Raw genomic sequence first — 25,948 nt, forward strand, 5'->3', positions numbered from 1 at the left:
CCTCTAGACCGGCCTCTAGACCGGCCTCTAGACCGGGCCGGACGTCGGAGGGCGCCGCGGGGCGCCCTCCTGCCGGGCCGGCAGGTGGTAGGTCTCCCCCCGCATCAGGTAGTGGACGAGATGGGACAGGCCCATCCGCCGTACGTGATGCTGGAAGTCGGTGAGCGGCGAGGTGAACGCCTCGTAGTCGTCGTAGTGGATCGGCAGGGCGGCCTGCGGCTTGATCAGGCTCACCCATTCGGCGCCCTGCATGCCGTCCATCGTGACCAGCACGCCGAGCACGCGCGTCCCGCCGAGGTGGACGACGCCCACGTCGATGTCCGGGAAGCGCCGCGGGATCTCCTGCAGCGAGGGATCCATGATCGTGTCCCCGCTGATGTGCAGGCGCAGGTCCACCTGCCCGTTGTGGCCGAAGTCGAGGACGCTGCCCATGACCGGCGGCAGCAGGGCCTGGACCGGCCCGGGCGCGTGGCGTCCCGGGGTGGCCGTGACCGTGAGGGTCGCGTCCCCCCGCCGTACGTGGTGGTCCTCCCACTTCTCCAGGCCCAGGGCGTTGTCGAAGCCCTGCCGCCGGAGCCGCTGCGCGGCGTGGTGGGTCGTGATGATCGGGACATTCTTGTCCAGGGAGTTCTTGGCGATCCTGTCCCAGTGGTCGCCGTGCATGTGCGAGAGTACGACCAGGTCGATCGGAGGAAGCTCCGACACGTCCATGGCCGGTTCCGTACGCCGCCGGGTGCTGAGGCCCCAGCCGAGATAGGCGCGCTGGCCGCGGTGGAGGAAGTTCGGATCGGTCAGCAGGGTCAGCCCTCGACAGCGGATGAGCATCGTGGCGTTCCCGATGAAGTACAGGCTCGCGTCGGCCGTATCGGGCATGTCGGCCTCCCCTCTCCCGATTTTCAGGCTACGTAGGCGGCCGCCGGAGAGGTCGACGCGGGGGGCGGTTGGGGATGGTCGCCGCTGCTCACGCGCGCGCCACGACGTCCGCGAGGGGGACGGCGGTCACGGCGGGGGTGGCGGCAGGAGCTCGAACCCGAGCTGGGACAACAGCTCCAGCTGGTCGAAGTAGTCCCGGTGTGTGACGATCCGGCCGTCCTCCACGGTGCAGGCCCCGCAGCCGCGTACGGTGATCCGTCGGCCGGTGCCTTCGAGCACCTCGCCGTCCGGCAGGAGGAACGGACCGGTGTGCGTGCCGGTCAGCGTCCACTCGGTGAACGCCGGATCCGAGCACGTGACCTTGTTCCACACGGTCATGCAGATGTCGGGGAACCCCTTGATGAGGTGCTCGTAGTACCAGGCGATCTGCTCGCGCCCCTCCGCGACGCCGATCGGGGTGACGAGGACGGCGTCGGAGCGGAAGCACCGCAGGACCCGGTCCACGTCGTGGTCGTTGACAGCGCTCAGCACCTCGTCCGCCAGCTCCCGCGCGTCGGCCATCCCGCGATCACCCCCAACGCCTCACTATCAACGTAGCGCGGGCAGGGCAAAGGCTCGGGCGGCGCTTCCTCCGCCGAACGGCCTTGCCGGGTCCTAGGCCAGCCGCTTGTAGAAGAAGGTGGTGGGCTTGAGGACCCCGGACGGGTCGGCGGCGTGGCCGGGCACGACGCCGAGCGGCGTCCACCCCTTCCGCCGGTAGAGCTCCTCGGCGCGGCTGCCGGTCTCGGTGTCCAGGATCAGCAGGGTCCGCCCGTCCTCGATCGCGGCGCGCTCGGCGGCGGCCAGCAGGTCGCGGCCGAGTCCCCGCCCGCGGGCCCTCCGGTGGACCAGCAGCTTGGCGATCTCGCCGCGGTGCCGGCCGTTCGGGTACTGCTCCAGCCGCAGCGTGATCGTCCCGGTGATCTCACCGCCGTCCCGGGCCACCCAGACGATCATCCGCCCCTCGGCAACCGCGGGGGCGAGCGACTCCCACCAGGCCGCCGCCGTCCCGAGGTCGAGCGGGGCGAGGAAGCCCACCGACGCGCCGCCCTCCACCGCGTCCTGGAGCAGCACGGCCAGCCCCTTCGCCGACTCCACCAGCTCCTCCGCCGACAGCCGAACGATTTCCCCCATACCCCTCCGATCTTCACGTCTCGCGCGGCCCGATCCTCCCACACGCCTCTCACCGATCTCCGGGGTACGGCTCGCCCCCGGAATGCCGGCCGTATGTGATCAGCCTGTCCGGCCGTCTCCGTGAGCCATGGCTTCGCCCCTTGGCGTCACGGTTCGGCTGGATAAGACCCTTCAGCGTGCGGCGTCCCCTGATCATGCTCGCCTTTCTCCGCGGTTAGAGCTTCAGGCGGAATGTCTCTCCGGCGTGGCCATCAGGGCGATGGAGCGGACGATGCCGCCATGGGAGCAGTTCGAGGGGCTCTACTCGGGGACGCTCGCCCGCAGGTGGGTACGCGACCACGGCAGGCTGAGCACGCAGTTGCTCTGGATGGAGCGGGGATTCCGCTCGGGCAGGCCCGGCGCCTGCACCACCTGGACCAGCCCGAAGCCTGCGGTCACCTGAACGGTCACCGGCGCCTGCGCGTTTCCGCGGACGGCGACGAGTCCCCGGACGCACGAAGAGCCCGGCGCCGATTCTTCGGCACCGGGCTCGCCCCACTCCGGCCCCGGTCGCCCGAGGCGGGATCCGGGCTACGTGCCGCGTCTGTTCCGGCCGCCCTCAGGCTCAGCAGCCCTTCGTCCGTCCGTACGGCTGCCTCGGTCGTACTCCGGCGGTTCCTCGACTTCCGGGGCTTTCCCTCTACCGCTCCAGGCGTCATCCCGGTGGCCGGGGCAGTCCGGAGCCTCCCGGTCTTCCCGAGGGCGGTTGGATTGGCTTCCCTGTCGGTCCTTCCCCATGGAGACACCTCCAGGATCGTGATCACGCAGGGCCTTCACGGCCCGCACGGGATGAATACCCTGCGCTTCGTATCGGCGGGGCCGGAGACACGGAATGATAACGTAGAGTATTCACCTGACTACGTTCCGTTCCTAGCGGTATTCACACGCCGACCCGCGCGGGCGCTTCCTCAACGACGCGATTCGAGGCGTTCCAGGAGGAGCCCCTCCCGGGTGGACCAGGGGCAGATCGTCACGCTCGTGGCCTCACACACCTCCATGAGCGCCTCGGCGATCAGCGCTCCGGCGAGGGACTGCTCGGCGCGGTGGGCGCTGATGCCCGGCAGTTCTCCACGGTGGGCGGGGTCCAGGTCGGCCAGCAGGGCGAGCGACGCCTTCACTCCGCTCAGGGACAGACGGCCGCGTGAGCAGGACGGCTCGCCCTGGGCGGCGGCGAGGCGGGCGAGCTGGGCGAAGGTCTTCGAGCTCGCGAGGACGTGCCCGTCCGGCTCAGGTTTCGGCAGTCCTGGCTGCCGGCTCAGCACCCGGCGCAGATGCTCCCGGACCCTGCGCAGCTGGCGTGAGGACGAGACGGCTCCGCCGGGCAGCCATCTACGAGTGATCGTCCGTGCTCCCAGTGGCAGTGAATGCACGGTCTGGGGCTCCTGGCCGTCGCCGGAGGCGATCTCGACGGTGCCGCCCCCGATGTCCAGCACCAGCAGGGGGCCGGACGCGGTCCCCGTCCAGTGGCGGGCGGCCACGTAGGCCAGCCGCGCCTCCTCGCGGCCGGGCAGCACCCGCAGCCGCGTGCCCGTGGCCCCGGCGATCCGGGCGATGACCTCGTCGCGGTTGGGCGCGTCGCGGATGACGGAGGTGGCGAAGGCGAAGACGCGGGACTGCGCGGCCGGGCTGGCGTCCATCGTCTCGGCCACCGCCCGCAGGACGCTGCGTATCGCGCGCTCGTCGAGTTGACCGTCCGGGGCGAGCATCCGGTGCAGGCTCAGCCGTACCTTGTGGGACAGCACCGTCTCCAGGCCGTTGTGATCCCTGGGCCGGCGGACCACCGTCAGCAGGGCACTGTGACAGCCGACGTCGAGAACAGCCGCCTGCCGCATCCTGTATCACCTCTCAGCGGGTCCACCCGTGGGGGACGGGTCGCCGCTCAGTGGTGCGTCGCCAGCCGGAGACCGGGGCGCGTTTCACCACGTCGCGCGAACAACCGGGGAACCCTTCCCCCCAAGGGTAGTCGCTTCGGGTTACGTCGATCATCACGTCGAGGGCCGACACGAGCCGCCCGATTCCCCGCCCGACGGGTTTACCCGAAAAGTCTATATAGATAGAGTCTCGCTGTGACTCGGACACGGCGTCTTTCTCCTCAGACGGAAGCGGTGCTGCGCGCGCTGGCCGCCGACCCTTCCGAGTGGCGTTACGGCTACGAGCTCGGGCGGGAGGTGGACCTCAAGGCCGGCTCGCTCTATCCGATCCTGATGCGGCTGGCCGACCGCGGGCTGCTGGAGTCGTCCTGGGAGAAGGCCCCCGTGGCGGGCCGCCCTCCGCGGCACCTGTACCGCCTCACCGGCGCGGGACTGGAGGCTGCCGCCGAGGTGGCGGCACGTGCGGATTCGGCTGCCGAACGGGACAGGCCCGGCACGCGGCGTTCCCTGCGCGGTGCCTGGTGAGCCGCCCCGCAGGCGACGCGGCGGGGCGGCTCCTCGCCTTCGCGCTGTGGCTGCTGCCTGCCGCCCGGTACGACTGGGGGCTGGCCATGCGGGCCGAACTCGCACACCTGGAACGGCCCGCGGCGCGCCTGCGATTCGCGTTCGGCTGCGTCCGGGCGGCCGCGGTGCAACCGGCGGCACTGCGCCGCCTGGCCCTTTCCGCCGGCGTGGCCGGCGCGGTGACGCTCCTGCTGGCGGGAGGCGTCACCTATCCCGCGGCCCGTCTCGAGCTGGCCGGCCTGTTGTCGGTCGTGGTGCTGCTGGCCTGGCGGGGAGGCAGGCCCGGGCTGCTGGGCCCGGTGCGGCCGTCGAGAACCGCCCGGGTGGTGCGGACGACGGGATTCGCGGTCGCGTGCGCGTACCTGCTGGTCGCCTTCCTGGACCACCGTGGTCCTCAACCGCTGGGATCCGGCGACGGTCTCCTGCCGGGCATGATCACCCTCGTGCTGTACCTCGTGGCCACGCTCGCGATGACCGCACGCGCGTCCACCGCGCGTTCCGTCACCCTGATGTCCGGCATCGTCGCCGGCCTGGTCGCGGGATCGGCATGCTTCGCGCTCATGCCCTTCGAGCGTGCACTGCCGCCGCTCGCGGAGCACCTGCCGGGCAACGGGGCATGGCTGATCGCGGCCCTCGTGGCGGCGCCCGCGGCGGCGATGATCGTGGTCGCCCTGTCCACCCGGGACGCCCTCCAGACCGTCGTCGCCCTGATGTGTGCGGGAGCCGTCTGCGCCGGGGTGGTCGCCGTACTCGGTTATGGAGCCTTTCTGCTCTTCCCCGACCAGATGCCGAGCCTGGTTCCGCTCAACGCGGGGCCGCCCGACGTCCGCAGAGCCCTGTCCAGGCTCGAAGCGGGGGACGAGTACGTGGCCGCCCTGATCTGGGGCTGCCTGCTCGTGGGCGTGCTCAGTTCGTTGATCCGCCCTGCCGTCCGGGGGCGGACCCGCGTCCTGCGAGCGGCGACGATCACCGGTGCGTGCCTGGTCCTCCTGGCCGCGCCGACCGGGCACGTGGACGCGGCCGTCGCGGCCGTCCTCGCCGCCACGACGACGGGGATGCTCACTCTGGTCAGCGCGGCGCATGATCTCCGTCGGAGCGGCACCACCACAGCTCGCATCACATCCCGTCGTTGACCAGGCTGACTCAGCGCCGGCGCTTGTCGGGCGAGTCGACCGGGCGCGGATGCGCCGCTCGTCGCTTCACCGCTGTCACACCGGTCTCAGCGGCCGGCTTCCTCAACCTCGACGACGCTGTCCGCCCGGGCCGGGAGGAGCACGGCGGTGACCACCACAGCCAGCGACAGCACCGCGCCGATGACGAAGGCCAGCCGCATGCCGTCGAGGTTGGCGAGCACCTGTGTGACTCCTGCGGACTTCAGGGCATCGGCTCGCGCGCTCATCACGGTGATCACGAGCGCGGTGCCAAAAGCCGCGGCGACCTGCTGCAGCGTGCTCAGGATCGAGCTGCCGTGGGAGTAGAGGTGCGGAGGAACCGCTCCGAGCCCGAGGGTGAACACCGGGGTGAAGGTCGCGGCCAGACTCACCATCATCAGCGCGTGCAGACCAAGGAGCTGCCAGTACGGCATGGTCATCGTGACCTGGGTGAAGCCGGCGAGCGCGAGCGTGATTCCGACTGCGCCGGGAATGACCAGAACCCGGCCGCCGAACCGGTCGAACAGGCGGCCGACCGTCGGACCGAGCAGTCCCATCGCGAGGCCGCCCGGCATCACGAGGAGCCCGGTCTCCAGCGGACTGAGCTCGCGGACGTTCTGCAGGTACAGCGGGAGCAGAATCATCGAACCGAGCATCGCCATGAAGGCGACCGACATCAGGATCAGCGCGATCGTGTAGGTGCGATGACGCAGGGTCCGCAGATCCATCAGCGGCACGCCGCGCCTCTGCAACGACAGCTGGCGGACGACGAAGACGACGATGGCCACCAGGCCCGCCGCCACCATCGCGGCGGCCACGCGGACGTCGCCGCCCTCGAACTGGCTGAGCCCGTAGACCAGGCCGCCGAAGCCGGCGGCGGCGGTCACCACGCTCAACCAGTCGATGGCGCTGACCTCGGGATCTCCCACGTTCTCGAGCTGCTTCAGGCCGCGCCACGTGATCACCGCGGCGATGGGGAGCACCACGGCGAACAGCAGTCGCCAGGACCCCAGCTGGAGGATCACCCCCGAGACGGCCGGGCCCATCGCGGGCGCGACCGAGATGGCCAGGGTGACGTTGCCCATCACCCGGCCGCGGTCTCCCTCCGGCACGACCTGCATCAACGTGGTCATCAGCAGCGGCATCATCACGGCCGTCCCGGACGCCTGGATGATGCGGGCGCCCAGCAGCACCTCGAACGACGGCGCGGCGGCGGCCAACGCCGTGCCGAGCAGGAACAGGCCCATCGCGGTGGCGTACGCGTGACGGGTGGACACCCGCTGCAGGAACCATCCCGTGATCGGGATGACAGCGGCCATGGTCAGCATGAAGGCGGTCGAGAGCCACTGCGCGGTCTGCTCGGTGATGCGCAGAGCGCCCATCAGCCGCGGGATCGCGTTGATCATGATCGTCTCGTTGAGGATGACCACGAACGTGGCGAGCACCAGCAGCCGGATCACGTCCGGGGTGCGCCCCGAAACGGCGGGTGCGGCTTTCGCGGGTGAGTCGGATTGTGCGATGGTCACGGCACCTCGATCAGGGTGGTTGTCGGGGCTGGATCCCCAGCCTTGGGCCTCGCAGGACGTTGCGGTCATGGAAATCCTGACGGATGCCACCGACAAAACTGAGCGCTCATGCCGAGCATCGCGGCAAGGGACGTGAAGTGTCACCCGGTTTTCCCCGCGGCGGATGCGATCTCCCGGGTGCGTGCATGGAGCGGTGCCGGGGACCCGGTCGAGATCGCCGTCTCACGTGATCATCTCCCCTCCCGGCAATGGAAGAGGTGTCGAAACGTTTCGGCAGAGATTCCGTTCGCGTTGACGCAGGCGAGGAGCCGGCTTCCACATCCAGCGACCCAGAGCCAGCCGCGACCATGAAATGACTGGTGATCGCAAGTCTTGACGTACAACAACCGGCTTCCTATGGTCTGCATTACTTTCGTAATGTTGTCGAAACTTTCGGGCGTCCTCGTCGCGCGAAGATGGAGTCATCGTGGCCAACCGAAGCCGGCGCCCGCGCAGGCCACGTCTCCTCGTAGTTCCGCCGGCCGCGACAGGACTGCTGCCGGGCAGGGCGCATCCAGCCCCGGCGGACCTCCGATCCGTCGGAGACGACCGTCCGCCCGGCGGCGTGCGTCCCGTACGTCCGAGTCCCGTACGGCGGCTGGGGGCAGACGCCGACCGTCGCGGCCGTTCTCGGCACGCGGGTTTCAGGCGACGGGGGATCGCCGGGCGGCGCCGAGCCGATCCGCCGCCTGTGAGAAGGGATCACACCGCGCGTGGTGGTCCTGACGCACGGCGGCGACGGGGACCGGAGTCAGACCGTTGACGCCGTCGGCACGGTCGTCCCCGCGCCTCGGATCCGAAGGGCGCCGCCGGCCCGACGGGACTGACCTGATCACAGTACCCATCAGATCCCTGCATCCAACCCGAGGAGTACCTGTGCTTCGTTCCGCACTGCCCATCGGCGTCTTGAGCGCCACGATCCTGCTGGGCGGGGTGGCTCTCAGCGGCTCGGCCTCGGCCGAACCCGGCCCCGCCCCCGCGCCTGCCTCCGGACAGCCCGTCCACTACCCCGCCGACTCATTGCGCGCCCTGAGCGCGCGGGTCGGTTTACGCTTCGGCACCGCCGTGAACATGGACGAGCTCGGCAGCAACGCCGCCTACACCCGGATCGCGGCCGAGCAGTTCTCCACCGTCACCCCCGAAAACGTGATGAAGTGGCAGCTCGTTGAGCCCAACCGCGGCACCTACGACTGGGCGGCGGCCGACCGGCTGGTCGCCTTCGCGAAGGACAACAAGCAGCTGGTCCGCGGCCACACGCTGGTGTGGCACAACCAGCTGCCCACCTGGCTCTCCTCCGACGGGTTCACCACCACCCTGTCCAACAGCGAGCTGAAGGTCCTGCTCAAGAAGCACATCCAGGATCAGGTGAAGCACTTCAGAGGCGACATCTGGCAGTGGGACGTGGTCAACGAGGCGTTCGACGACAACGGGCAGCCCCGCCAGACCATCTGGTACAAGGCGTGGGGCGGCCTCGGCTACATCGCCGACGCCTTCCGCTGGGCCCACGAGGCCGACCCGAAGGCCCTGCTGTTCTACAACGACTACAACCTCGAGTTCACCGGGGTGAAGAGCAACGCCGTGTACGACCTCGTCAAGAGCCTCAAGGCGCAGCGTGTGCCCATCGACGGCGTCGGCTTCCAGGGCCACCTGGACACCCAGTACGGCTTCCCCGACCTGCAGAACAACCTGCAGCGCTTCGCGGACCTCGGCCTGAAGGTGGCCGAGACCGAGGTGGACGTCCGCACGTTCACGCAGGCTCCGCCGAACGAGAACACCCCCACCGACCCGCTGGCCCCGTACGCCCAGGAGAGCTACTGGTCGCGCGCCCTGAAGGCCTGCCTGGCGGTGCGCGAGTGCATCTCGTTCACCCCGTGGGGCTTCGGCGACACGTATTCCTGGATCCCCGGCTGGTTCGACGACCCGCAGGAGGGCGCCGCCCTGCTGTATGACGGGAACCTGCAGCCCAAGTCGCAGTACTACGTGATCCAGCAGGACCTGGCACTTGCCTCGGGCGCGCCGCACCGGTCCGGCCCGGGCGCGGGTCGCGACTGACCGTACGACGAGAACGGGGCCGCACTCCACGGAGGCGGCCCCGTTCGCCGTACGCCAACCACGGAGGAGACATGGTTGACAACGCACAGAACGAGGCGGGTGATCAGCTGACTGATCATTGGGCTCGGCTCGACGCCTTTCTGCGGACCGATCCGCGCGACGCCGGCTGTGACGCGACCAAGGACATGCTGGACGTCTACGCGGAGTGCCTTGCTACGGGCAGCGACCCGAGCGAGCGGTTCCCGGGCCCACACGCTCATTTCCTGGCATGCGGCCCATGCGCCCAGGACTTGAACGGCCTGCTCACGGCACTCACGGGCGAGACCTCCTCGCGACCCAGCCCGCCATAGCGCACGAGCAGGTCGCGTACGAGGACGGGGGCAGCGTGCCAGGTGAGCCGGCCATCTGAGTCTCAGCCGGCTCCGCGGCCCGGCGTCCGTCACCGGGCGTTTTGGTCTTCACAGTCCAATTATTGGTTGAATCTCTCGACAGCTACACTTCTGCCTGGACTGATTCGTCCATTATGCGGCCGCTCAGTTGCCGTGTAGGAGTGCTCTGGCGAAAGAGGAGGCAGTGGACGACCCAGAGACTGATCGGGAGAACCGTCGATGGGTGCGTGATCTCGCTGCCGCCGGCCCCGTCAGAGAGGCGGCGTGCAGGGAGCTGTATCCGTTGCTGCTTCGCATCGCGAGGTATGAGGCACGTCGACGCGCGCCGGCCCTGGACCTGGACGGCCCGGAGCTCGAGGACATCGCTCACCAGGCCACCGCTGACGCGTTGATGGCCATCGGCGAGCGTCTGGACAGGTTCCGGGGTGAGGCAAGGTTCACCACGTGGGCGAGCAAATTCGTGATCTTCAACGTGGCCACCAAAATGAATCGTCACTTCTGGCGTCGCCACGAGGTCCCCTACGATCACGAGGACTGGTCCAGGATCGCTTCGAGGTTCAACGTGGCCCCCGACGACGAGGCGCACGTCCGGGAGTTCGTGACGGCGGTCTCGACCGCTGTCGAAGAGAATCTGTCGGAGCGACAGCGCATTGTGTTCGTCGCGACAGTCCTCAACGGCATGCCGATGGATGTTCTGGCTGACGAGCTGGGCTCGACCCACAACGCGCTGTACAAGGTGCTCTTCGACGCCCGGAAGAAACTCCGCGCCGCGCTGGTGGCGAGTGGCTACCTGCCCGAGGCGCCTGAGGCCCGCTCGACCTGACACAGCCCAGTGGGCGCCAGGGCTGGACCTCTTGAGATGGATACTCCCGGGGATTGCCTGCCGCCGACGTCGGCTCAACCAGCGGACGGGCTCTCGATGTGCGCGAGCGCCATGTCGAGCGCGTCCTTGACCCGCGGCTCAGGGTCGAGTGGGGTCCGGATGACGGCGAGGTTCGTCGTGACCAGTTCCGTGCCGGCTGTTCCCGCTCGTGTCGGGGTGGGGGTCGCGTGCAGCGATGACGGTGAACACGGTGGCGACCAGGGCAAGTGCGCCGTATCCGAGGGCGATCTGCGGCAGTGAGAAGGTGCCGGAAAGTTGGCCGGAGACCAGGGCGGGGATGGCAGCGCCGCTGTAGCAGAGCAGGTAGATCGCGCTGAAGATCGGTGCCCGGTCGGCCAGGGTGCTGCCGTACAGCAGACCGCGGGTGGCGGCGCTGATGGCGATGCCTTGACTGGCGCCCGCGACGATGGTCGCGGCGATGAACAGCGCCAGTGTGCCGGTGGCGGTCGCTGTGATGATGCCGCTCCATCCGCTCAGGAAGACGACCATGCCGAGGCGTTGGGCGGCCGCGGATGTGAACCGGCCGCCGAGGGGAGCACCGAGAGCACTGGGACCCATGTAGGCGGCGAACACCAGCCCGAGGACGAGCGGGCTGCGCGTGTGGAGTTGATCTTCGACGAGCGCCGGCACGAAGGCCTGGTAGAAGGCCCCGGTCGCCCAGGTGGCCAGGAGCACCGCTGCCGCGACGGGGAGCAGGTGCCTGACCCGGGCCGGTACGCGGACCTGGGGACGCAGTGACAACCAAGCGCCCGGCGACGGAGTCGCCGTCTCCGGGCTGACGGCGACGAGTGCGGCGGACAGGACGAGGAAGCCGGCGGCAACCAGGTAGATGAGCTCGCGTGGCCAGGGGCCGAACTGGACCAGGGCTCCGGAGGCGGTGGCGCCGACGGCGAGGCCGAGCATGACTGTCTGGCTGGAGGCGACGGAGGCCAACCAGGCCGGCCTGGCCGGTGCGGCATCGACGATGTAGGAGGTGAGGCTGCTGCTGGCCAGCCCGGCACCGAGGCCCATCAGGAGTCGACCGGCGATCAGGACGCCGATGTCGTGCACATTCAGCAGCAGCAGACAACCCAGCACGAGAAGGCCGAGGCTCGTGATCGAGGTGGGCCGGCGGCCCAGATGATTCGACAGCCGTCCCATCACCAAAAGGGTGATGAGAGTGGCAGCGGAGTAGGCGACGACGGTCATCGAGATACCGGCGTTGGTGAACCCGTCCTCGGCCCGGTAGATGTTGAAAAGCGGGATCGTCGAGCCCACCGCGGCGAACGCGGCCACCAGGGACACCACCGCAGAAAAGAATGCCAGCCGGAACGTTCTGCCCCGACGAGCCGGGTTGAGCGCCGGTGCCACGTTTTGCATCGAGCCGTGCCTTTCCATTGTTCTGAACCATCCCGAAGTTTCTGGAGCTTCGGATCGCGCACGTCGACGTGGCCGCGCACCGCGGAGGAGAGCAACCATGGTCATCCGTGGCCTTTGGTTACTCCTGGGTGCTTGGAATCGACGAGCTCGGCGTACTCCGGGTTGTTCTCGATGAAGGTGCGCACGATCGGGCACATGACGGTGACCGTCTTGCCGTGCGCGCGCACGTCGTCGAGGACGCGTCGGATCAGCTCGGTGGCGATGCCCCGTTTGCGGAACTCGGGGAACACCGAGGTGGCCAGCAACACGAGTCGGTCGTCGCCGGCGACGTTGTACGGCAGACCGGCGATCGCGCGGTCGCCGGCGACGGCTTCGTAGATACCGGCTTTCTCGTCGTTGACGACGTCGAACTCGAACGCGGGGGCGTGGGGATGGTCGAGCAGCTCGTCGATGAGAACGCTCTGATCCTGACTGAGGGTGCCTTTCCCGTCGGGGTATCCGGCTTCGTCGGGGTGCTCGAAGGCGTGTCGCGCCGCATCAGTCTCGTCGGTCATCGGGCTGTTCCTTCCTTTATTGCTCGTTCGCCGGCCGGGGCCGCTTGTTCTTGTGTCCTTCAGGGGCGAACGTGGATGATCGTCTTGCCCTTGACCCGCTCGGTCGGGTTGAGGGCGGCGACGGCGTCGTCGAGGGTCGCGACGGTGCCGATGTTCGTTCGCACGCGTCCGTCCCGCACCCGTTGGGCGATCTCATTCAGTTGAGAGCGGTCGGACACGACGACGAAGTCGATCGCCAGGCCGTCCGCAGGCCGTGCTTGCGGTGGTCCGGTGACGGTCACCAGCGTTCCCCCGGCTCGGATCAGACCTGTGGACCGCCGCTGGATGTCGCCGCCGATGACATCGAAAACCAGGTCGACTCCGCCGACGTCTTCCAGCGTGTCGCTGTCGAGGTCGACGAACTCGTGCGCGCCGAAGTCGAGCGCGGTCTGCCGGCCGCTGGAGCGTCCGGTGCCGATGACGTAGGCGCCGGCCTCACGCGCGAGTTGAGTCGCCATCGAGCCGACAGCGCCGGCCGCGCCGTGGACGAGGACGCTCTGGCCGGCCTGAAGGTGGCCGTGGTCGAACAGACCCTGCCACGCGGTCAGGCCCGTCATCGCGACGCCTGCGCCTACCGTGAAGTCGACATCACCCGGCAGCGGCGCGAGATTGCGCGCCTCGACGACTGCGTACTCTGCGAGGGTGCCGTCGCGAGTCCAGTCCGTGAGGCCGAACACCCGCTGCCCGACCGACAGGCCGGTTGTGCCATAGCTGAGGGCGGTGACCACACCGGCCACCTCGTGTCCGGGGATCGACGGCGTGCGGTCACGGCCGAGGCGATCGATCCAGGTCGAGGGCCACTCCAGCTCGTTCCCGGTGAATCCCGACGCGTGAACGTCGACGACGACATCGCCGTAGGTCGCGCCCTCAAGACTGGCAAGCCTCGCCGCATCCGGATCAGGCCGCTCCACCAGCTTCATCCCGGCCGTTCCCGCGGACCGGTTCGTCACCACGATCGCTTTCACTGAACACCTCTCTGCAACAGTGCTCACAGACACCTGTCACGTCGTGATGAGTGTCTGTGTGGTCTCCGCGTCCCTTCGGCGGACGCCGACGATGCCCTTGCCTTGGACCGGCTCGGCCGGGTTGACGGCGACGACGGCATCGTCGAGCGCCGCGACGGTGCCGATGTTCGTCCGCAGCCTCAGGACATCGGGCGCCGCGTCCTTACGGACGAACGCGGATTATGGTCTTTCCCTTGATCCGCGCGGCCGGGTTGAAGGCGGCGACGGCGTCGTCGAGCGCCGCGACGGTGCCGATGTTGGTCCGCAACCGGCCATCCCGGATCCGCTGGACGATCTCACCCAGCTGCGCGCGATCGGCCTCGACGACGAAGTCGACCGCCAGACCCTCCGCCGGTTGCGCCTTGGGCGGGCCGGCGATGGTCACCAGCATTCCGCCGGCCCGAACGAGGCTCGCGGACCGCCTCCCGATGTCGGCGCCGATCACGTCGAAGACCAGATCGACTCCGCCGACGTCTTCCAGGGCGTCCTTGTCGAGGTCGACGAACTCCTGCGCGCCGAAGTCGAGGGCGATCTGCCGGTCAGCGGCACGTCCAGTGCCGATGACGTAGGCGCCGGCCTCTTTGGCGAGTTGAGTCACCATCGAGCCGACTCCGCCGGCCGCGCCGTGCACGAGGACGCTCTGCCCCATCTGGAAGCGGCCGTGCACGAACAGCCCCTGCCAGGCGGTCAGCCCCGAGATCGGCAGGCTTGCCCCAACCGTGAAGTCGACGTCACCCGGCAGCGGCGCGACGTTACGCGCCTCGATGGCTACGTACTCGGCCAGGGTGCCGTCGCGAGTCCAGTCCGCGAGGCCGAACACCCGCTGCCCCACTGACAGCCCCCTCGTGCCATAGCCGAGCGCGGTGACCACTCCGGCCACCTCGTGTCCGGGGATCGACGGCGTCCGGTCGCGGCCGAGGCGATCGGTCCAGGTTCCGGGCCACGTCAGTTCGCCGGGGGTGAATCCCGACGCATGTACCTCAACGAGGACATCGTTCCCGGTCGCCTCCGGCTCCGGCCGCTCCGCCAGCGTCATCCCAGCCGTTCCCGCGGCCTCGTCCGTCACCACAATCGCCTTCACTCGGACGCCTCTCCCCGTATCTGTCGCTCACCTGCACGGCACTTCAGCTCGCACATTTAGTGACGCCAGACGTCGGTGTCTTACCTCAGCCGGCCGGAAGGATCTGTGATGTGGAGTGCGCCCCCGGGTGCGCTGCCCGGGAAGATCATCCCGCCCATACCCCGCAACGCTGGGTTGCTGGATGCCCTCTCACGATTTCGCTTCGTCGTCCGGCGCTGCCGCGGCATCGCCGGTCGTGCCGTGACAGCGCTTGTACTTCTTGCCTGAGCCACACGGGCATGGGGCGTTGCGGTCGAGGTCGCCGATGTCGTCTCGGCGGATGACCGGCGTCATCAACCGCGCTCTGATTTTCGCTGCTGCGGTCTGGGCGCCGCCGAGCAGTTCGTGGAAGGCCGCGGGGAGTTCGTCGGCCAACCGGCGGTAGTAACGGATCGCTTCTTCTGCTGCCGAGAGACCACCCGGAAGATCCGTTCCCGTCGCGTCGCATACCCATGCGTACCCCAACAGACTCCCCGCGAGGTCGGGAAGACAGGCCGCCGGCTCGGCCTCGGCCAACCGGCGCCAGAGTTCCACCGCCTCCCGCGAAGCCTCCAACGCCCCCCGCTCATCCCCCGCCCCCAACAACTGCATCCCCAGGTTGTTCAAGCTCCCCGCGAGGTCGAAGAGGTAGGCCACCGGGTCGGCCTCCGCCAACCGGCGCCGAATCTCCACCGCCTCCCGCAAGACCTCCAACGCCCCCCGCTCATCCCCCGCCTCGAACAACTGCATCCCCAGGTTGTTCAAGCTCGCCGCGAGGGCGGGGAGATAAGCCGCCGGGTCGGCCTCCGCCAACCGGCGCCGAATCTCCACCGCCTCCCGCGAGACCTCCAACGTCCCTCGCTCATCCCCCGCCGCCGACAGGAAGATCCCCAGGTTGTTCAAGATTGCCGCAAGGTCGGGGAGATAAGCCGCCGGGTCGGCCTCCGCCAACCGGCGCCGAATCCCCACCGCCTCCCGCGCAGGCTCCAAGGCCCCTCGCTTGTCCCCCACCTCCGCCAACCGGATCGCCAGGCTGTTCAGGCTCCCCGCGAGGAAGGGAAGATAGGCCGCCGGCTCCGCTTCGGCCAACCATTGAAAGAGGCCCACCGCCTCCTGCGAAGGCTCCAAGGCCCCTCGCTTGTCCCCTACCGCCGACAACCGCATCGACAGGTCGGTCAAGCTCGCCGCGAGGAAGGGAAGATAGGCCGCCGGCTCCGCTTCGGCCAACCGACGGTAGAGCCCCACCGCTTCCCGCGCAGGCTCCAACGCCCCCCGCCTATCCCCCGCCTCCGCCAACCGCATCCCCAGGGCGGCGACCCGGTAGGCGCGCTCAGCCGGGGGTGCATCGGCTGGCAAGGTGTGCAGCAGGTGGCGGGCGAGGTCGCGGGCGGCTTGGAGCAGGTCGGTGCTGTAGGCAGGGAGGGCGTCATAGAAGCGGGCGGCGAGGTGGTGACCGGCATGGTCGATGACCAGATCGATCAGGTCCGCGGTCGCGTGCCGGGCCAACTCCGGCCGCTGGTCCAGCAACTCCAGCAGCAGCGTGCGGGCCTGGGGGTGACGGGCCGCGGCGGCGGTGAGCACGATCAAGCAGCGCCGCAGCGCCGCGGGAGAAAGACCCTGTGGTGTGTTCCCTTTCTCAGCGAGCGTGTCGCCGGTCGCTGTGAGGGTGACCAGGGTCTGAACTGCCTCAGACGCGTGGTGGCGCAGCAGGGCGGCGACGAAGTCCTCACCGAACCGGTCCGGGAGCAGCGGAAGCAGGAACCCGCCCGTGGCGGCATGGTCAATGCGTCCCGTGGACCGGGCCGGCACCTGATCGGGCCGGGTGACTGTCGCAGGAGGGTAGAGACGGTGATGGACGTCCACCAGCAGCCCGGCTTGCGCGGGGCCGTCGGCCAGGTGAGCGAGGAGCAACAGGGCGCGCGCCTGGTCCAGATCCTCCAGGGGGCCGAAGAGGGTGGACAGGAACACCATGCGCTCGATGACACTCGGGGAGGCGAAGCCGGGCGCTGTCGCCTGCCAGTAGCGCATCTCGTGGTTGATCAGGTAGTCCGACAGGCCCGCCCGGTCCGGACCCGGGGCGTCCCGCTGGTCGGCGTAGAGTGCGGCCAGGGCGGCCATGTGCAACGTCAGCGCTGAAGCGTAGTCGGGGTGGTCCAGGTCGGCCGGCGGCACCGGCAGAGGGCCGGCGTGCTCCAGATGGACGGCGAATGCGGCGGCAGCCTGCTGATAGGCCTGCTCGCGGTCGGCGGATCCTGCGAAGTCGCCCAGGGCGATGGGGTCGGCCAGATCGGCGGGGGTACGGTCCAGTTGCGCGCACAGGCTCCGCCACAGACCTTCCCCCGGTCGAGCCAGCAGCAGCAGACGGATGGTGCGGCCGGGCAGGTCCCACGCGAGCCCGTCGATCATCTGGGCCAGGACGGACGGGTGCCAGCGTTCGGCGTAGTCAGCCACCACCAGCAGCGGTTGGCCGCGATCCAGCTCCACCGCGCCCGTGCCGTCACGTAGCCGGGGGGTTTTCTCCACCGCCTGGGCCACTGCCCACCCGTCGGCATGGCTGATGGAGGCGAACTGGGCGGCCAGGCGGGTCTTGCCCTGCCCGCCAGGGCCATGCAACAAGACCACCGACACGGGTACGGCGGAATCATCCCGCCACTTCTTCAACGCCTGTTCCTCGTCCGGGCGCGGCCGGTACGGCACCACCTGGCGCTGCACGTCCAGCAGATAACTGGGACCGCGCCGAGAACGCGGCAGGCGGGCCTCCGGGGTGTCCTGGAGCATCTCCAACCGATAGGCGGGCCGATCCAGCGCGATCAGCACATCGCCGCCGACCGTACCGATCTGGATGTTGTGCCCGCCGATCCGCGAGCCCGACACCGCTGGGACACCGGGCGGTGACCCGCCGGGGGAGGTGGCCTCAGCGCTCACGGCGAATGTCCACATCCCGGGCGCGGCCGATCTGGATGTTGTCCCCCTCGATGGTGGATCCGGACACGACGTGACCTGGTTGTGCTGCGGGCTGGGCTGAGACCTGCGTGGGGGGCGGGGTGGTGAGAGAGCGGCGGGCAAGGACGATGCTGTAGACCGCCAGCGGCAGCCCGGCCGCCGCGATGCACATCCCGATGACGCTCGCCCACTTGTCGGCGTCATCCAGCCCGGCCCGTACCAGCAGCACTCCGGCCACGATGCACCCGGCACCCGCCACCGCGCCGCCGACCCACGCCGCCATTCGCCCGCGTCCCATGCTCTTCATCATGAATCACCGCCCCAAAGCCAGAGGGCGATTGCCGGATATCACGGGATCAACAGTGCGGGACGGTGGGATGCGCTCTTATAAGGCGGTCCAGAGCGTTGCAGTCGATAGGCCCAACGGCTCAAAGTGGACTAATTAGTCCCATAATGTGGCAGCATACGTGTGTGTTGTCGACGGGCCAGGAGGGATCGATGAGGACGCACTTCGCGGAAGTCTTGGCCCGCGAGAGCGCATGTCTGGCTGGAGTCACTGACGGGGCGAAGCTGGCCGGCTGGCGCCGCCGGGTGGTCGAGGAGCTCATGACCCCACTGTCGCCGTACGTGCTGGCGATGCGGCAAGCAGGTGATGTGCCCGACCGAGCCGACTTCCTCGATCGGTGGCGCGATCTCATCGCCGAGACGGTTGACCGGTTGCTGCAGTCCGGCACCACGGGCGACACGCACTTCTCCTCAGACCAGTCTCATAGGGCCGATGTCGACGCCCAGAAGACTGCGGTGCTGATTCTTGCGGCGCTGCATGGAGGCAGCACCCTGAGTCAGATTTCACAAGACCCTTGGCCACTCAACGCCGCGCTCGACCTCGCGCTCGCGCCTTTTGCGGCAACCGAGGACAACTGCCCGATCGGTAGCATGAACCCGTGATGACGACCGCGGACTCGCACAATGGCAGACGCCTGACGGCGCGCGGTGCAAAGACGCGGGCAAGAATCGTCGCCGCGGCAACCGACCTGATGTACGTCCAAGGAGTCGGGGCTACCACGCTTGATGAGGTGCTAGCGGCGAGCGGAGTGAGCAAGTCGCAGTTGTACCACCACTTCGACGGCAAGGACGCGCTCGTACGGGCCGTCATCGACCACGTGGGAGAACGCGTCATCGAACGCGAGCGCGAGGCCCTCGGCCGTGTCTCGACGATCCGAGGCCTGCGACGCTGGCGGGACGCGTTGGTCCAGAACAATGCGGTTCGGCATGGAGCCTACGGCTGTGCGCTCGGCTCGCTGGCCTCCGAGGTCTCCGATCAAGACGCTCTCGCGCGCCAAGCCCTGTCTCAACTGTTCACCGAATGGCAGGGACTCCTGGCAGCCGTGTTGCGACGGCTTCAAGACGGTGGCGCGCTTCCGCCCGAGGCGTCGATAGACCAGCTCGCGACCGGGCTCATGGCCGCCCTCCAGGGCGGGTACATGCTGGCCCAGACTGCGCGCGATGTCACACCGATGGCAACGTCAATCGACATGGCACTTGCGTACATCGAGAGCCTGTCTGAACGTTGAGCTCATCGCCACTGGACCTCACCACTCGCACGCGCGAGCCCTAGCCAGGCACCAGCGAGGGGCCAGTGGACCGTACAGTCCAACTTACACACTCCAGCTTTGCTCCCAGGGCTTTCGCACGCCATAGTTGGACTTCAGAGTCCAAGACGAGGACTATCTGAACGCACGCCGCAGATGCACGTCGAAGGAGTGGGCCGATGAGCAGGGAAGAACAGGCACCGGCGGCCAAAGATCTGATCGACAACACCAGCCGAGGCCGCTTCGAGTTGTACCGGGACGGCGAACTGGTCGGCTGGCTCTACTACACCCATCTGAAGCCCAACCGGTACGCCCTCCAGCACACCGAAGTCGAGCCCAGTCATCAACACCAAGGTGTCGCCGGTGCGATGGTGCTGCGAGTCCTCGACGAGATCCGCGCCCGCGAGGGCACGATCACCGCAATCTGCCCCTTTGTGGTCGACTACCTCTCGCGAACGACCGCCTATGCCGATCTGATCGACGCTCGAAACCCCGGCTACCCCGATCGTGCGTCCGCCGAGGCGGCGCTCGCGAAGGCCCGTGGCTGAGACCACGCAGCCATCACCGGCCGACCGAGATCGATGTCTCACCTGTCAGGTCGCTTGCGAGAACGACTCGGCGCTCTGATCAACCTCCCACTCGGGGTGCACGCCAGGGATCCGGATGGGCGTCGCCCCGTGCGGCTTGGGGCTTTCGTTACGACAGATGGTTGTAACCGCAGTTTTTGGACTATATAGTCCTGTTACAGCGGTTCCCGTTGGAAGAGATCCCGACTTCGGCGCCGACGGAGTCACCCCTCGCAATGCAGGGCACCCGGCGCCCGGCGCACTGACGCCACCGGCCAGGTTGCGGCCGGCGCAGGTAAGGCCTGCGGCGGAACTCTCAAGCACTAAGAGCCCGACTTCGGCTCGACGACGACTACTTACGCCACGACCGGGAGGTCGATTCGCTGTGTCACGACTGAACGTTCCCGCCCCAGAGGATGTACCCGCCGGCGCGCAGCGAATACTCGACACCGTTGGTGCGCAGCTCGGCTTCGTCCCCAACATGTTCAAGACCATCGCGTCGAACCCGACCGTTCTCGAGGTCGTCACGACTCTGCAAGGCACCTTGAGCCGGGTTCTGGACGCGAAGACCCGGCACAGCATCGCGCTGGCCGTGTCGCAAGCCAACGGCTGCGGTTACTGCCTGGCGATGCACACCCACGTCGCGACCGAATTCAGCCGCATGTCAGGCGACGACATCGAACTCGGCCGCCTCGGGAGCTCGGTCGATCCCAAACGCGCCGCGGCCGCCCGCTTCGCGCAACGGGTGGTCGACAGCCGCGGGAAGGTCAGCGACGCCGAGCTCGCGGACGTGCGAGGCGCCGGGTACACCGATCCGCAGATCCTGGCGATCGTCGCGTTGGCAGTGCAATTCCTGCTCACCAACTTCATCAACAACGTCAACCAGACCGACCTCGACATCCCCGCCGTCGGTTCGGCCGATACAGCCGTGGCTCAGTAAACCCGGACCCGGAGCCGACGGCGCCCGACGCGGCGAGCGAGAGCACGATCGAGCACGCGCATGGCACGAAGCTGTGCCGGCCCGGAACGCGAACAAGATCGCCGATCTCTAGGCGGCAGGCGACGTCATCGAAACACCCACCTGAACTCTCGACGCGGTCTGCGCACCCGCCGGCAAACCGCTCACCGACTCATCGATCATCCAGGAAGGTTCGACATGTCGGGCTCCGAACTCTATGAGAAATTCATGGCGCTGCACCTCCGCGACGGTGGGTTCGTCATGCCGAACGCCTGGGACGGCCTCTCAGCGCTGATGCTGGCCGATGCCGGCTTCGAGGCGATCGCGACATCGTCGGCGGCGCTCGCCGCCACGCTCGGCCGGTCCGACGGACGTCACGAAGTCACCCGCGACGAGCATCTCGAGCATGCGCGACTGCTCGGCCGACTCACCGGGCTGCCCGTCAACGGAGACTTCGAGGACGGTTACGGCGACACGCTTGAAGACGTCGCGGCGACCGTTGAGGCCGCCGTGGAGTCTGGTCTGGCCGGTATCGGGATCGAGGACACCTCGGGCAATCCCGATCAACCCATCCGCGACTTCGACGAGGCGGTCAGCCGCGTACGTAGCGCCGTCGAGGCAGCCAAGGGGCGCATCGTCGTCACCGGCCGCACCGACAACTTCATCCAGGGGCGTCCCGATCTCGACGACACCATTCGGCGTCTGACGGCCTTCGCCGAGGTCGGCGCGGATGTGCTCTACGCTCCGTACCCGCCCGACCTAGGCGCACTTGAGAAGATCGTCGCCGCGGTCGCGCCGACACCGGTCAACGTGCTCGTGTCACCGTCGGACGAGGTGCTGACCGTTGCCGAACTGCAGAAGGCCGGGGTCAAACGCATCAGCTTGGGTCCGTTCCTCTACGTCCACGTGATGGGGGCACTGGAACAGGCCACCCAGGCGCTCGTCGCGGGCGACCTCGCCTCGGCGACGACAGGCATCAGCTTCGAGCGCATCAGCGAACTACTCGCCTGCGCCAAGAACTAGCCCAAACCCAACGAATCACGGGCTCTTCACCCACTGATTGCACGAAGAAGGCAGGTTGACATGGATCTCGACAAGCTCATGAGCAAGCACCTCACCAGGGCTTTCGATCCCAGTAAGACCATCCCGGAAGAAACCCTTCAAAAACTGTTGAGGTTTCTGCGGTCCACGCCGTCGTCGACGAACATCCAGCCCAACCACTTCTACGTACTCGCCACGGCCGAAGCCAAAGAACACCTCGTGGCCAACCTGGGCGAACGTTTCCAAGACAACAGCGGGAAGATCCTGAACGCGTCGCACACCATCATCCTCACCACCCGGGCGGATCTGCCCGAGAGCCACATCAGAGAGGTGTTCGACAAGGAGACCGCCGACGGTCGGTTCGGCGACCCGGCGAAGCGCGCGCTGTGGCAGTCAATGACCCGTGACTTCCTCAACCTGCGCAACTACGGCTACAAGGACGTGAACCACTGGATGGAGAAACAGACCTATATGGCGCTGGGCATGACCATGATGGCGGCCGCCGAACTCGGCGTCGAAGCCATGCCGCTCGAAGGGTTCGACCCGACCAGCGTCGATAAGGCGTTCAAGATTCGCGAAACCGGACACACCACGACAGTGCTGCTGGCCCTCGGCTACCCCGACCTTACGAAGGTGTACACCGACCCGATCTCGCGCTTCGACGCCGACCAGCTGTTCACCTTCGCCTGAGCATCCCCCACATCGGAACGACTGTGGCCGAAGTACGCGGACCGCGGGCACCTCGGTCTTCGAGTCGGCCCAGCCGGGACGACCAGACCGGCGGCAGGCGCCGCCGGTCATCGTCTCGGCCATCGCCACTGTCCTGGCCGTCACTGTTGCCGGCGTGCGGACGCCGCCGTTCGTGGCGGCCATGCGCCAGACGCCACGTTGGGCCTTGTGCCGCCGGTCGGGGCACTCGGATCGACAGAGGAGTTGATCACCTTGGACGGACAGGAACTGCAGAAGATCGCGGGCGACTGCACCATGGAACTGCCTGGCGCCGACCTGGAGCGTCGTTTCGACCCCGACTGGGAGCTCTACAAGGTGCGCGGCAAGGTCTTCATGCTCATGACCGACATGCCGGGGCGCCCCGTCGTGATCCTGAAAGCTGATCCGGACAACGCCGCAGCCCTGCGTGAGCAGTACGCAGACATCACCCCCGGCTATCACATGAACAAGAGGCACTGGATCACGGTGCAAGGCGGGGGCACCGTCGACGAGAAGCTGGTGAAGGAGCTCGTGCTCGACTCCTACCGTCTCGTGGTCGACGGGCTTCCCAAGTCCGAGCAGCCCGTGGATCCGCGGACCTACGGCCGCCGCGCCTGACCTTCGTCGTGCCCATCAGCGGTGATCATGATGTGGCCGGGCGGGGACCGGAGGCGGGCAGAACCCGATGGAGGAGGGGGGCGCTGGCCAGACAGATAAGCGCGTTGACAGCCAGGGCCAGCGTCAGGGAGTGCAGGAGGGTGTAAGGGGTGGAGGCGCCCAGGGCATGGAGGCGGGCGGTGGTGATCGCGGACATGACGGGGATGCCGACGGTGAAGCCGATCTGCTGACTCATGGTGGCCAGGCCGGTGGCAATGCCCTGGTCCCGATCGGACAGGCCGCTGGTGGCGGTGACCATGAACGCGACGATCGCGACAAGGTTGCCAGCTCCGGCCAGGAACGTCGCGGCCAGCAGCACGGCCGTCCAGGCGCCATCGAAGCCCAGGAAGGCCAGGGGCAGGGTGGTCACGCCCTGGAGGGTGAGACCCAAGGTGAAGGCGGTGCGGATACCGATGCGGGCGATGATCTTCGGGCCGAGCGCGCCACCGAGAATGCTGCCGCCGCCCATGGCGGTGAAGGAACACCCGGTCCACAGCGGGGAGTGGCCTAGGACGTCCTGGGAGTAGAGGGTCTGGAGGTAGACGACGGAGGTGATGGTCGCGAAGGCCAGGAGCCCGGCGATGTTGCCGCAGCGGACGGCGGGCAGGCGCAGGATCCGCGTGGGGATCAGAGGCTCGTCCGCCCGTTTTTCGACGGCGGCGAACAGGGCCAGAAGCGTGGCGCCCAGGGCGAGGGCGGCGTAGACGTGCGGGTCGGTCCAGGAGCGTTCGCCGGCCTGGGTGAGACCGTAGATCAGGGCCAGCAGGGCCAGGGTGACGGTCAGCGCGCCAGGGATGTCCATCCGGGGGCGGCGTCGTGGCCTGCTCTCGGGCAGGACGGTCGGCCCGGCGGCCAGGACGGCGACCGCGATGATCACGTTGACGAAGAACGCCCATCGCCAGCTGAGCAGGTCGGTCAGCAGCCCTCCGGCAACGGCGCCGGTGGTGAATCCTCCGGCCATCAGTGCGCCGTTGAGTCCGAGCGCGCGCTCGCGCAGCGGCCCTTCGGGGAACGACGTCGTCAGCAGCGACAGGGCGGCCGGGGTCACCGCTGCGGTCGCCAACCCCTGGATCACACGCGCGACGATGAGTATCCAAGGTGCGGCTGCGAGGCCTCCGGCCAGGGAGGAGGCTCCGAGGGCGGCGATACCGAGCAGGAAGATGCGGCGGCGACCGAACAGGTCGGCTATCCGGCCGAACAGCAAGATGAACCCGGCCGAGCACAGCGAGAAAGACGTGGCGACCCACTGCAGCCCGCCGAGGGAGAAGCCGATCTCCGCGCCGATGCGGGGCAGGGCGACGTTGAGGATCGAGAAGTCGGCCGTCACGGTGAAGTTGGCCGTCAGCAGGACGGCCAGGGCCAGGCCCTGCCGAACGGTCGTCCGGTCGGCCCGGCCGCGCGGGCCGCCCGAGGAGCGCGCCGGGAAGGTGCTGGTCATGATCGCAGGGACGCCTTTCGTCGACGGACGGTGAACGCGCTTTCGGTTCCGGTCACCCATCCGACCAGCGGGCCATGCGTGCAGCCAGGTCCCCGAGCAGCCCAGCCTCGTGGTGCCTGGCACTGCCAGTGACAGGCTCACGGTGATTGCATGGCCGCTGAGCAGCGACAATGGGGAAATGAGCGACTCCGGTGATTCTCTGGGCGGGTTTCTGCGCAGCCGACGGGCCCGGCTCACCCCCGAGGAGGTCGGGATGGTGTCCTACGGGACCCGCCGCGTCCCGGGTCTGCGGCGGGAGGAACTGGCGCAGCTGGCCGGAGTGAGCCTGACCTACTACACGCGCCTGGAGCAGGGACAGGCCATGAACGTGTCGGACGCGGTGATCAACGCGATCGGCAGAGTCCTCAACCTCGACGACGACGAACGGGCCCACCTGCACACGTTGGCCCGCCCGATCCGGCGCGGCCGGGAACCCCAGGGTCCGAGCGGCGGCCGGGCCGGCACCGTCCGGCTGATCGAGGCGATGACGGACGTCCCGGCCGCCGTCTTGGACCGGCGGAGCGACGTGCTGGCCTGGAACCGGCTGGGGCACGCGCTCCTGGCCTGCCATCTGGACTTCGGTATCTCCGCCGGGCGGCCGCCCAACCTCACCCGGATGCTGTTTCTCGACGACCGGACGCGCGCCCTGTATCCCGACTGGGAGCGCGAGGCCCTGCGCGCGGTCGCCTCACTGCGGTTGGTCGCCGGCCGCTACCCCGACGACCGCGGTCTCGCCGAGCTCGTCGGCGAACTCACAGTGAAAAGCCCTGAGTTCGCGTCGCTGTGGGCCGACCACCCCATCCGCACCTGCTTCTCCGGCCGTAAACGGTTCCGCCACCCCCAGGCGGGCGACATGGAGCTGGAGTTCGGGATCCTGCACGTTCCCGACGACAGCTGGCAGCGGATCATGACCTACCACACCATCCCCGGCAGCCCCTCTGACGCTGCTCTGCGGCTGCTCAGCGCCCTTGCCCACGCCCGGCCCGCCCTGACCGGCCCGGACGAGGCCACCACGGCACGCCAAACCGGCGAACGCCTCTGATCGCCGGGGCGGGCCGAGCCCCTCCGGTTTCCGTAGGAACGCAAGCCGCACACCCGACCGGCGCGGGCGATGGCCGACAAGGCCTACTCCGCCGCCTCGATCCGCGTCTGGCTCCGGGACCCATCACATGATCACGGAGCTTGCCCTAATACGCTCGGCGGCGTCGGAAGCCTGCCTGAGGCCGGCCTGATATGCGGGTGCCCAGGTGGCCCGGTCGGTGATGTTCGGACCGAACGCCTCGATCGCCTCGGCGTCCGGAACCAGCCGTATGACCACCCCCGCACCTGCCGCAACACCGTTCGTACCAGACATGTGTGCCATCGGCTCAGCAACGATCAACACATCCGCA

25 protein-coding genes and 1 pseudogene are annotated in these 25,948 nt (G+C 68.4%); 13 read left to right on the plus strand and 13 right to left on the minus strand.

Features of this window, described 5'->3' with window-relative positions; all coding sequences use genetic code 11:
* Nucleotides 1-27 precede the first annotated feature (27 nt).
* The 3 genes from Mco01_RS35705 to Mco01_RS35715 all read right to left on the minus strand — a co-directional run bounded on the left by Mco01_RS35705 (nucleotide 28) and on the right by Mco01_RS35715 (nucleotide 2,046).
* Entirely contained in the window at nucleotides 28-873 is an 846-nt protein-coding gene (locus Mco01_RS35705) for an MBL fold metallo-hydrolase (RefSeq protein ID WP_204061232.1), read from the minus strand.
* A 126-nt stretch (nucleotides 874-999) separates the two neighbouring features.
* Nucleotides 1,000-1,434: an ester cyclase gene (locus Mco01_RS35710; RefSeq protein ID WP_204061233.1), complete on the minus strand. Its 435-nt coding sequence runs from the start codon at nucleotides 1,432-1,434 to the stop codon at nucleotides 1,000-1,002.
* Between the two features lie 93 nt (nucleotides 1,435-1,527).
* The gene (locus tag Mco01_RS35715) at nucleotides 1,528-2,046 is read right to left on the minus strand and encodes a GNAT family N-acetyltransferase (RefSeq protein ID WP_204061234.1); all 519 of its coding nucleotides are present in this window, start codon (nucleotides 2,044-2,046) and stop codon (nucleotides 1,528-1,530) included.
* A 271-nt stretch (nucleotides 2,047-2,317) separates the two neighbouring features.
* Between Mco01_RS35715 and Mco01_RS35720 the strand changes: the two genes are divergently transcribed.
* Entirely contained in the window at nucleotides 2,318-2,488 is a 171-nt protein-coding gene (locus Mco01_RS35720; protein WP_204061235.1) for a hypothetical protein, read from the plus strand.
* A gap of 505 nt (nucleotides 2,489-2,993) precedes the next feature.
* Here the strand turns inward: Mco01_RS35720 and Mco01_RS35725 are convergent.
* The gene (locus tag Mco01_RS35725; protein WP_204061236.1) at nucleotides 2,994-3,917 is read right to left on the minus strand and encodes a Ppx/GppA phosphatase family protein; all 924 of its coding nucleotides are present in this window, start codon (nucleotides 3,915-3,917) and stop codon (nucleotides 2,994-2,996) included.
* Between the two features lie 234 nt (nucleotides 3,918-4,151).
* Between Mco01_RS35725 and Mco01_RS35730 the strand changes: the two genes are divergently transcribed.
* Both Mco01_RS35730 and Mco01_RS35735 read left to right on the plus strand, forming a co-directional pair.
* Entirely contained in the window at nucleotides 4,152-4,481 is a 330-nt protein-coding gene (locus Mco01_RS35730; RefSeq protein ID WP_036324976.1) for a PadR family transcriptional regulator, read from the plus strand.
* Complete coding sequence (locus Mco01_RS35735) at nucleotides 4,478-5,653, plus strand: hypothetical protein (RefSeq protein ID WP_204061237.1); 1,176 nt, start codon at nucleotides 4,478-4,480, stop codon at nucleotides 5,651-5,653. The genes Mco01_RS35730 and Mco01_RS35735 overlap by 4 nt, the downstream gene beginning before the upstream one ends.
* An 86-nt stretch (nucleotides 5,654-5,739) precedes the next feature.
* Here Mco01_RS35735 and Mco01_RS35740 read toward each other — a convergent pair whose 3' ends face one another.
* A complete protein-coding gene (locus tag Mco01_RS35740; RefSeq protein WP_239104170.1) occupies nucleotides 5,740-7,197 on the minus strand; it encodes an MDR family MFS transporter in 1,458 nt (485 codons plus the stop codon).
* 915 nt (nucleotides 7,198-8,112) lie between these two features.
* Between Mco01_RS35740 and Mco01_RS35745 the strand changes: the two genes are divergently transcribed.
* Both Mco01_RS35745 and Mco01_RS35750 read left to right on the plus strand, forming a co-directional pair.
* The gene (locus Mco01_RS35745; protein WP_204061238.1) at nucleotides 8,113-9,288 is read left to right on the plus strand and encodes an endo-1,4-beta-xylanase; all 1,176 of its coding nucleotides are present in this window, start codon (nucleotides 8,113-8,115) and stop codon (nucleotides 9,286-9,288) included.
* Nucleotides 9,289-9,861: 573 nt separating this feature from the next.
* Nucleotides 9,862-10,500, plus strand: coding sequence for a sigma-70 family RNA polymerase sigma factor (locus Mco01_RS35750; RefSeq protein ID WP_204061239.1), 639 nt, complete (start codon nucleotides 9,862-9,864; stop codon nucleotides 10,498-10,500).
* Nucleotides 10,501-10,638: 138 nt separating this feature from the next.
* Here Mco01_RS35750 and Mco01_RS35755 read toward each other — a convergent pair whose 3' ends face one another.
* The 6 genes from Mco01_RS35755 to Mco01_RS35780 all read right to left on the minus strand — a co-directional run bounded on the left by Mco01_RS35755 (nucleotide 10,639) and on the right by Mco01_RS35780 (nucleotide 17,856).
* On the minus strand, nucleotides 10,639-11,937 hold the full coding sequence (locus Mco01_RS35755; protein ID WP_204061240.1) for an MFS transporter: 1,299 nt from the start codon (nucleotides 11,935-11,937) through the stop codon (nucleotides 10,639-10,641).
* Between the two features lie 83 nt (nucleotides 11,938-12,020).
* Nucleotides 12,021-12,473: a GNAT family N-acetyltransferase gene (locus Mco01_RS35760; RefSeq protein ID WP_204061241.1), complete on the minus strand. Its 453-nt coding sequence runs from the start codon at nucleotides 12,471-12,473 to the stop codon at nucleotides 12,021-12,023.
* Between the two features lie 59 nt (nucleotides 12,474-12,532).
* Nucleotides 12,533-13,477 (minus strand): NADP-dependent oxidoreductase, encoded by a 945-nt coding sequence (locus Mco01_RS35765; RefSeq protein ID WP_204061242.1) that lies wholly within the window; start codon nucleotides 13,475-13,477, stop codon nucleotides 12,533-12,535.
* A 202-nt stretch (nucleotides 13,478-13,679) separates the two neighbouring features.
* Nucleotides 13,680-14,597, minus strand: coding sequence for an NADP-dependent oxidoreductase (locus tag Mco01_RS35770; RefSeq protein ID WP_204061243.1), 918 nt, complete (start codon nucleotides 14,595-14,597; stop codon nucleotides 13,680-13,682).
* A 189-nt stretch (nucleotides 14,598-14,786) separates the two neighbouring features.
* On the minus strand, nucleotides 14,787-17,540 hold the full coding sequence (locus Mco01_RS39965) for a tetratricopeptide repeat protein (protein ID WP_204061244.1): 2,754 nt from the start codon (nucleotides 17,538-17,540) through the stop codon (nucleotides 14,787-14,789).
* Entirely contained in the window at nucleotides 17,530-17,856 is a 327-nt protein-coding gene (locus Mco01_RS35780; protein WP_204061245.1) for a hypothetical protein, read from the minus strand. The genes Mco01_RS39965 and Mco01_RS35780 overlap by 11 nt, the downstream gene beginning before the upstream one ends.
* Before the next feature lie 200 nt (nucleotides 17,857-18,056).
* On the opposite strand from Mco01_RS35780, the gene Mco01_RS35785 reads away from it, so the two are divergent.
* The 7 genes from Mco01_RS35785 to Mco01_RS35815 all read left to right on the plus strand — a co-directional run bounded on the left by Mco01_RS35785 (nucleotide 18,057) and on the right by Mco01_RS35815 (nucleotide 23,041).
* Nucleotides 18,057-18,506, plus strand: coding sequence for a hypothetical protein (locus tag Mco01_RS35785; RefSeq protein ID WP_204061246.1), 450 nt, complete (start codon nucleotides 18,057-18,059; stop codon nucleotides 18,504-18,506).
* Nucleotides 18,506-19,132: a TetR/AcrR family transcriptional regulator gene (locus Mco01_RS35790; protein ID WP_239104174.1), complete on the plus strand. Its 627-nt coding sequence runs from the start codon at nucleotides 18,506-18,508 to the stop codon at nucleotides 19,130-19,132. The genes Mco01_RS35785 and Mco01_RS35790 overlap by 1 nt, the downstream gene beginning before the upstream one ends.
* 197 nt (nucleotides 19,133-19,329) lie before the next feature.
* Complete coding sequence (locus Mco01_RS35795; protein WP_204061248.1) at nucleotides 19,330-19,698, plus strand: GNAT family N-acetyltransferase; 369 nt, start codon at nucleotides 19,330-19,332, stop codon at nucleotides 19,696-19,698.
* A gap of 403 nt (nucleotides 19,699-20,101) precedes the next feature.
* On the plus strand, nucleotides 20,102-20,656 hold the full coding sequence (locus tag Mco01_RS35800; protein ID WP_204061249.1) for a carboxymuconolactone decarboxylase family protein: 555 nt from the start codon (nucleotides 20,102-20,104) through the stop codon (nucleotides 20,654-20,656).
* A gap of 216 nt (nucleotides 20,657-20,872) precedes the next feature.
* The gene (locus Mco01_RS35805) at nucleotides 20,873-21,697 is read left to right on the plus strand and encodes an isocitrate lyase/PEP mutase family protein (RefSeq protein ID WP_204061250.1); all 825 of its coding nucleotides are present in this window, start codon (nucleotides 20,873-20,875) and stop codon (nucleotides 21,695-21,697) included.
* Between the two features lie 60 nt (nucleotides 21,698-21,757).
* A complete protein-coding gene (locus Mco01_RS35810; protein ID WP_204061251.1) occupies nucleotides 21,758-22,405 on the plus strand; it encodes a nitroreductase family protein in 648 nt (215 codons plus the stop codon).
* A gap of 252 nt (nucleotides 22,406-22,657) precedes the next feature.
* Nucleotides 22,658-23,041: an MmcQ/YjbR family DNA-binding protein gene (locus Mco01_RS35815; RefSeq protein ID WP_239104171.1), complete on the plus strand. Its 384-nt coding sequence runs from the start codon at nucleotides 22,658-22,660 to the stop codon at nucleotides 23,039-23,041.
* Between the two features lie 25 nt (nucleotides 23,042-23,066).
* Here the strand turns inward: Mco01_RS35815 and Mco01_RS35820 are convergent, their stop codons facing one another.
* Complete coding sequence (locus Mco01_RS35820) at nucleotides 23,067-24,518, minus strand: MFS transporter (protein WP_204061252.1); 1,452 nt, start codon at nucleotides 24,516-24,518, stop codon at nucleotides 23,067-23,069.
* A 178-nt stretch (nucleotides 24,519-24,696) separates the two neighbouring features.
* On the opposite strand from Mco01_RS35820, the gene Mco01_RS35825 reads away from it, so the two are divergent.
* Entirely contained in the window at nucleotides 24,697-25,599 is a 903-nt protein-coding gene (locus Mco01_RS35825; RefSeq protein ID WP_204061253.1) for a helix-turn-helix transcriptional regulator, read from the plus strand.
* A 123-nt stretch (nucleotides 25,600-25,722) separates the two neighbouring features.
* Here Mco01_RS35825 and Mco01_RS35830 read toward each other — a convergent pair.
* Nucleotides 25,723-25,948, minus strand: a pseudogene (locus Mco01_RS35830) (patatin-like phospholipase family protein); the annotation flags it as partial.

Origin of the sequence: Microbispora corallina, assembly GCF_016863035.1 — a bacterium.
Lineage (GTDB): Bacteria > Actinomycetota > Actinomycetes > Streptosporangiales > Streptosporangiaceae > Microbispora > Microbispora corallina.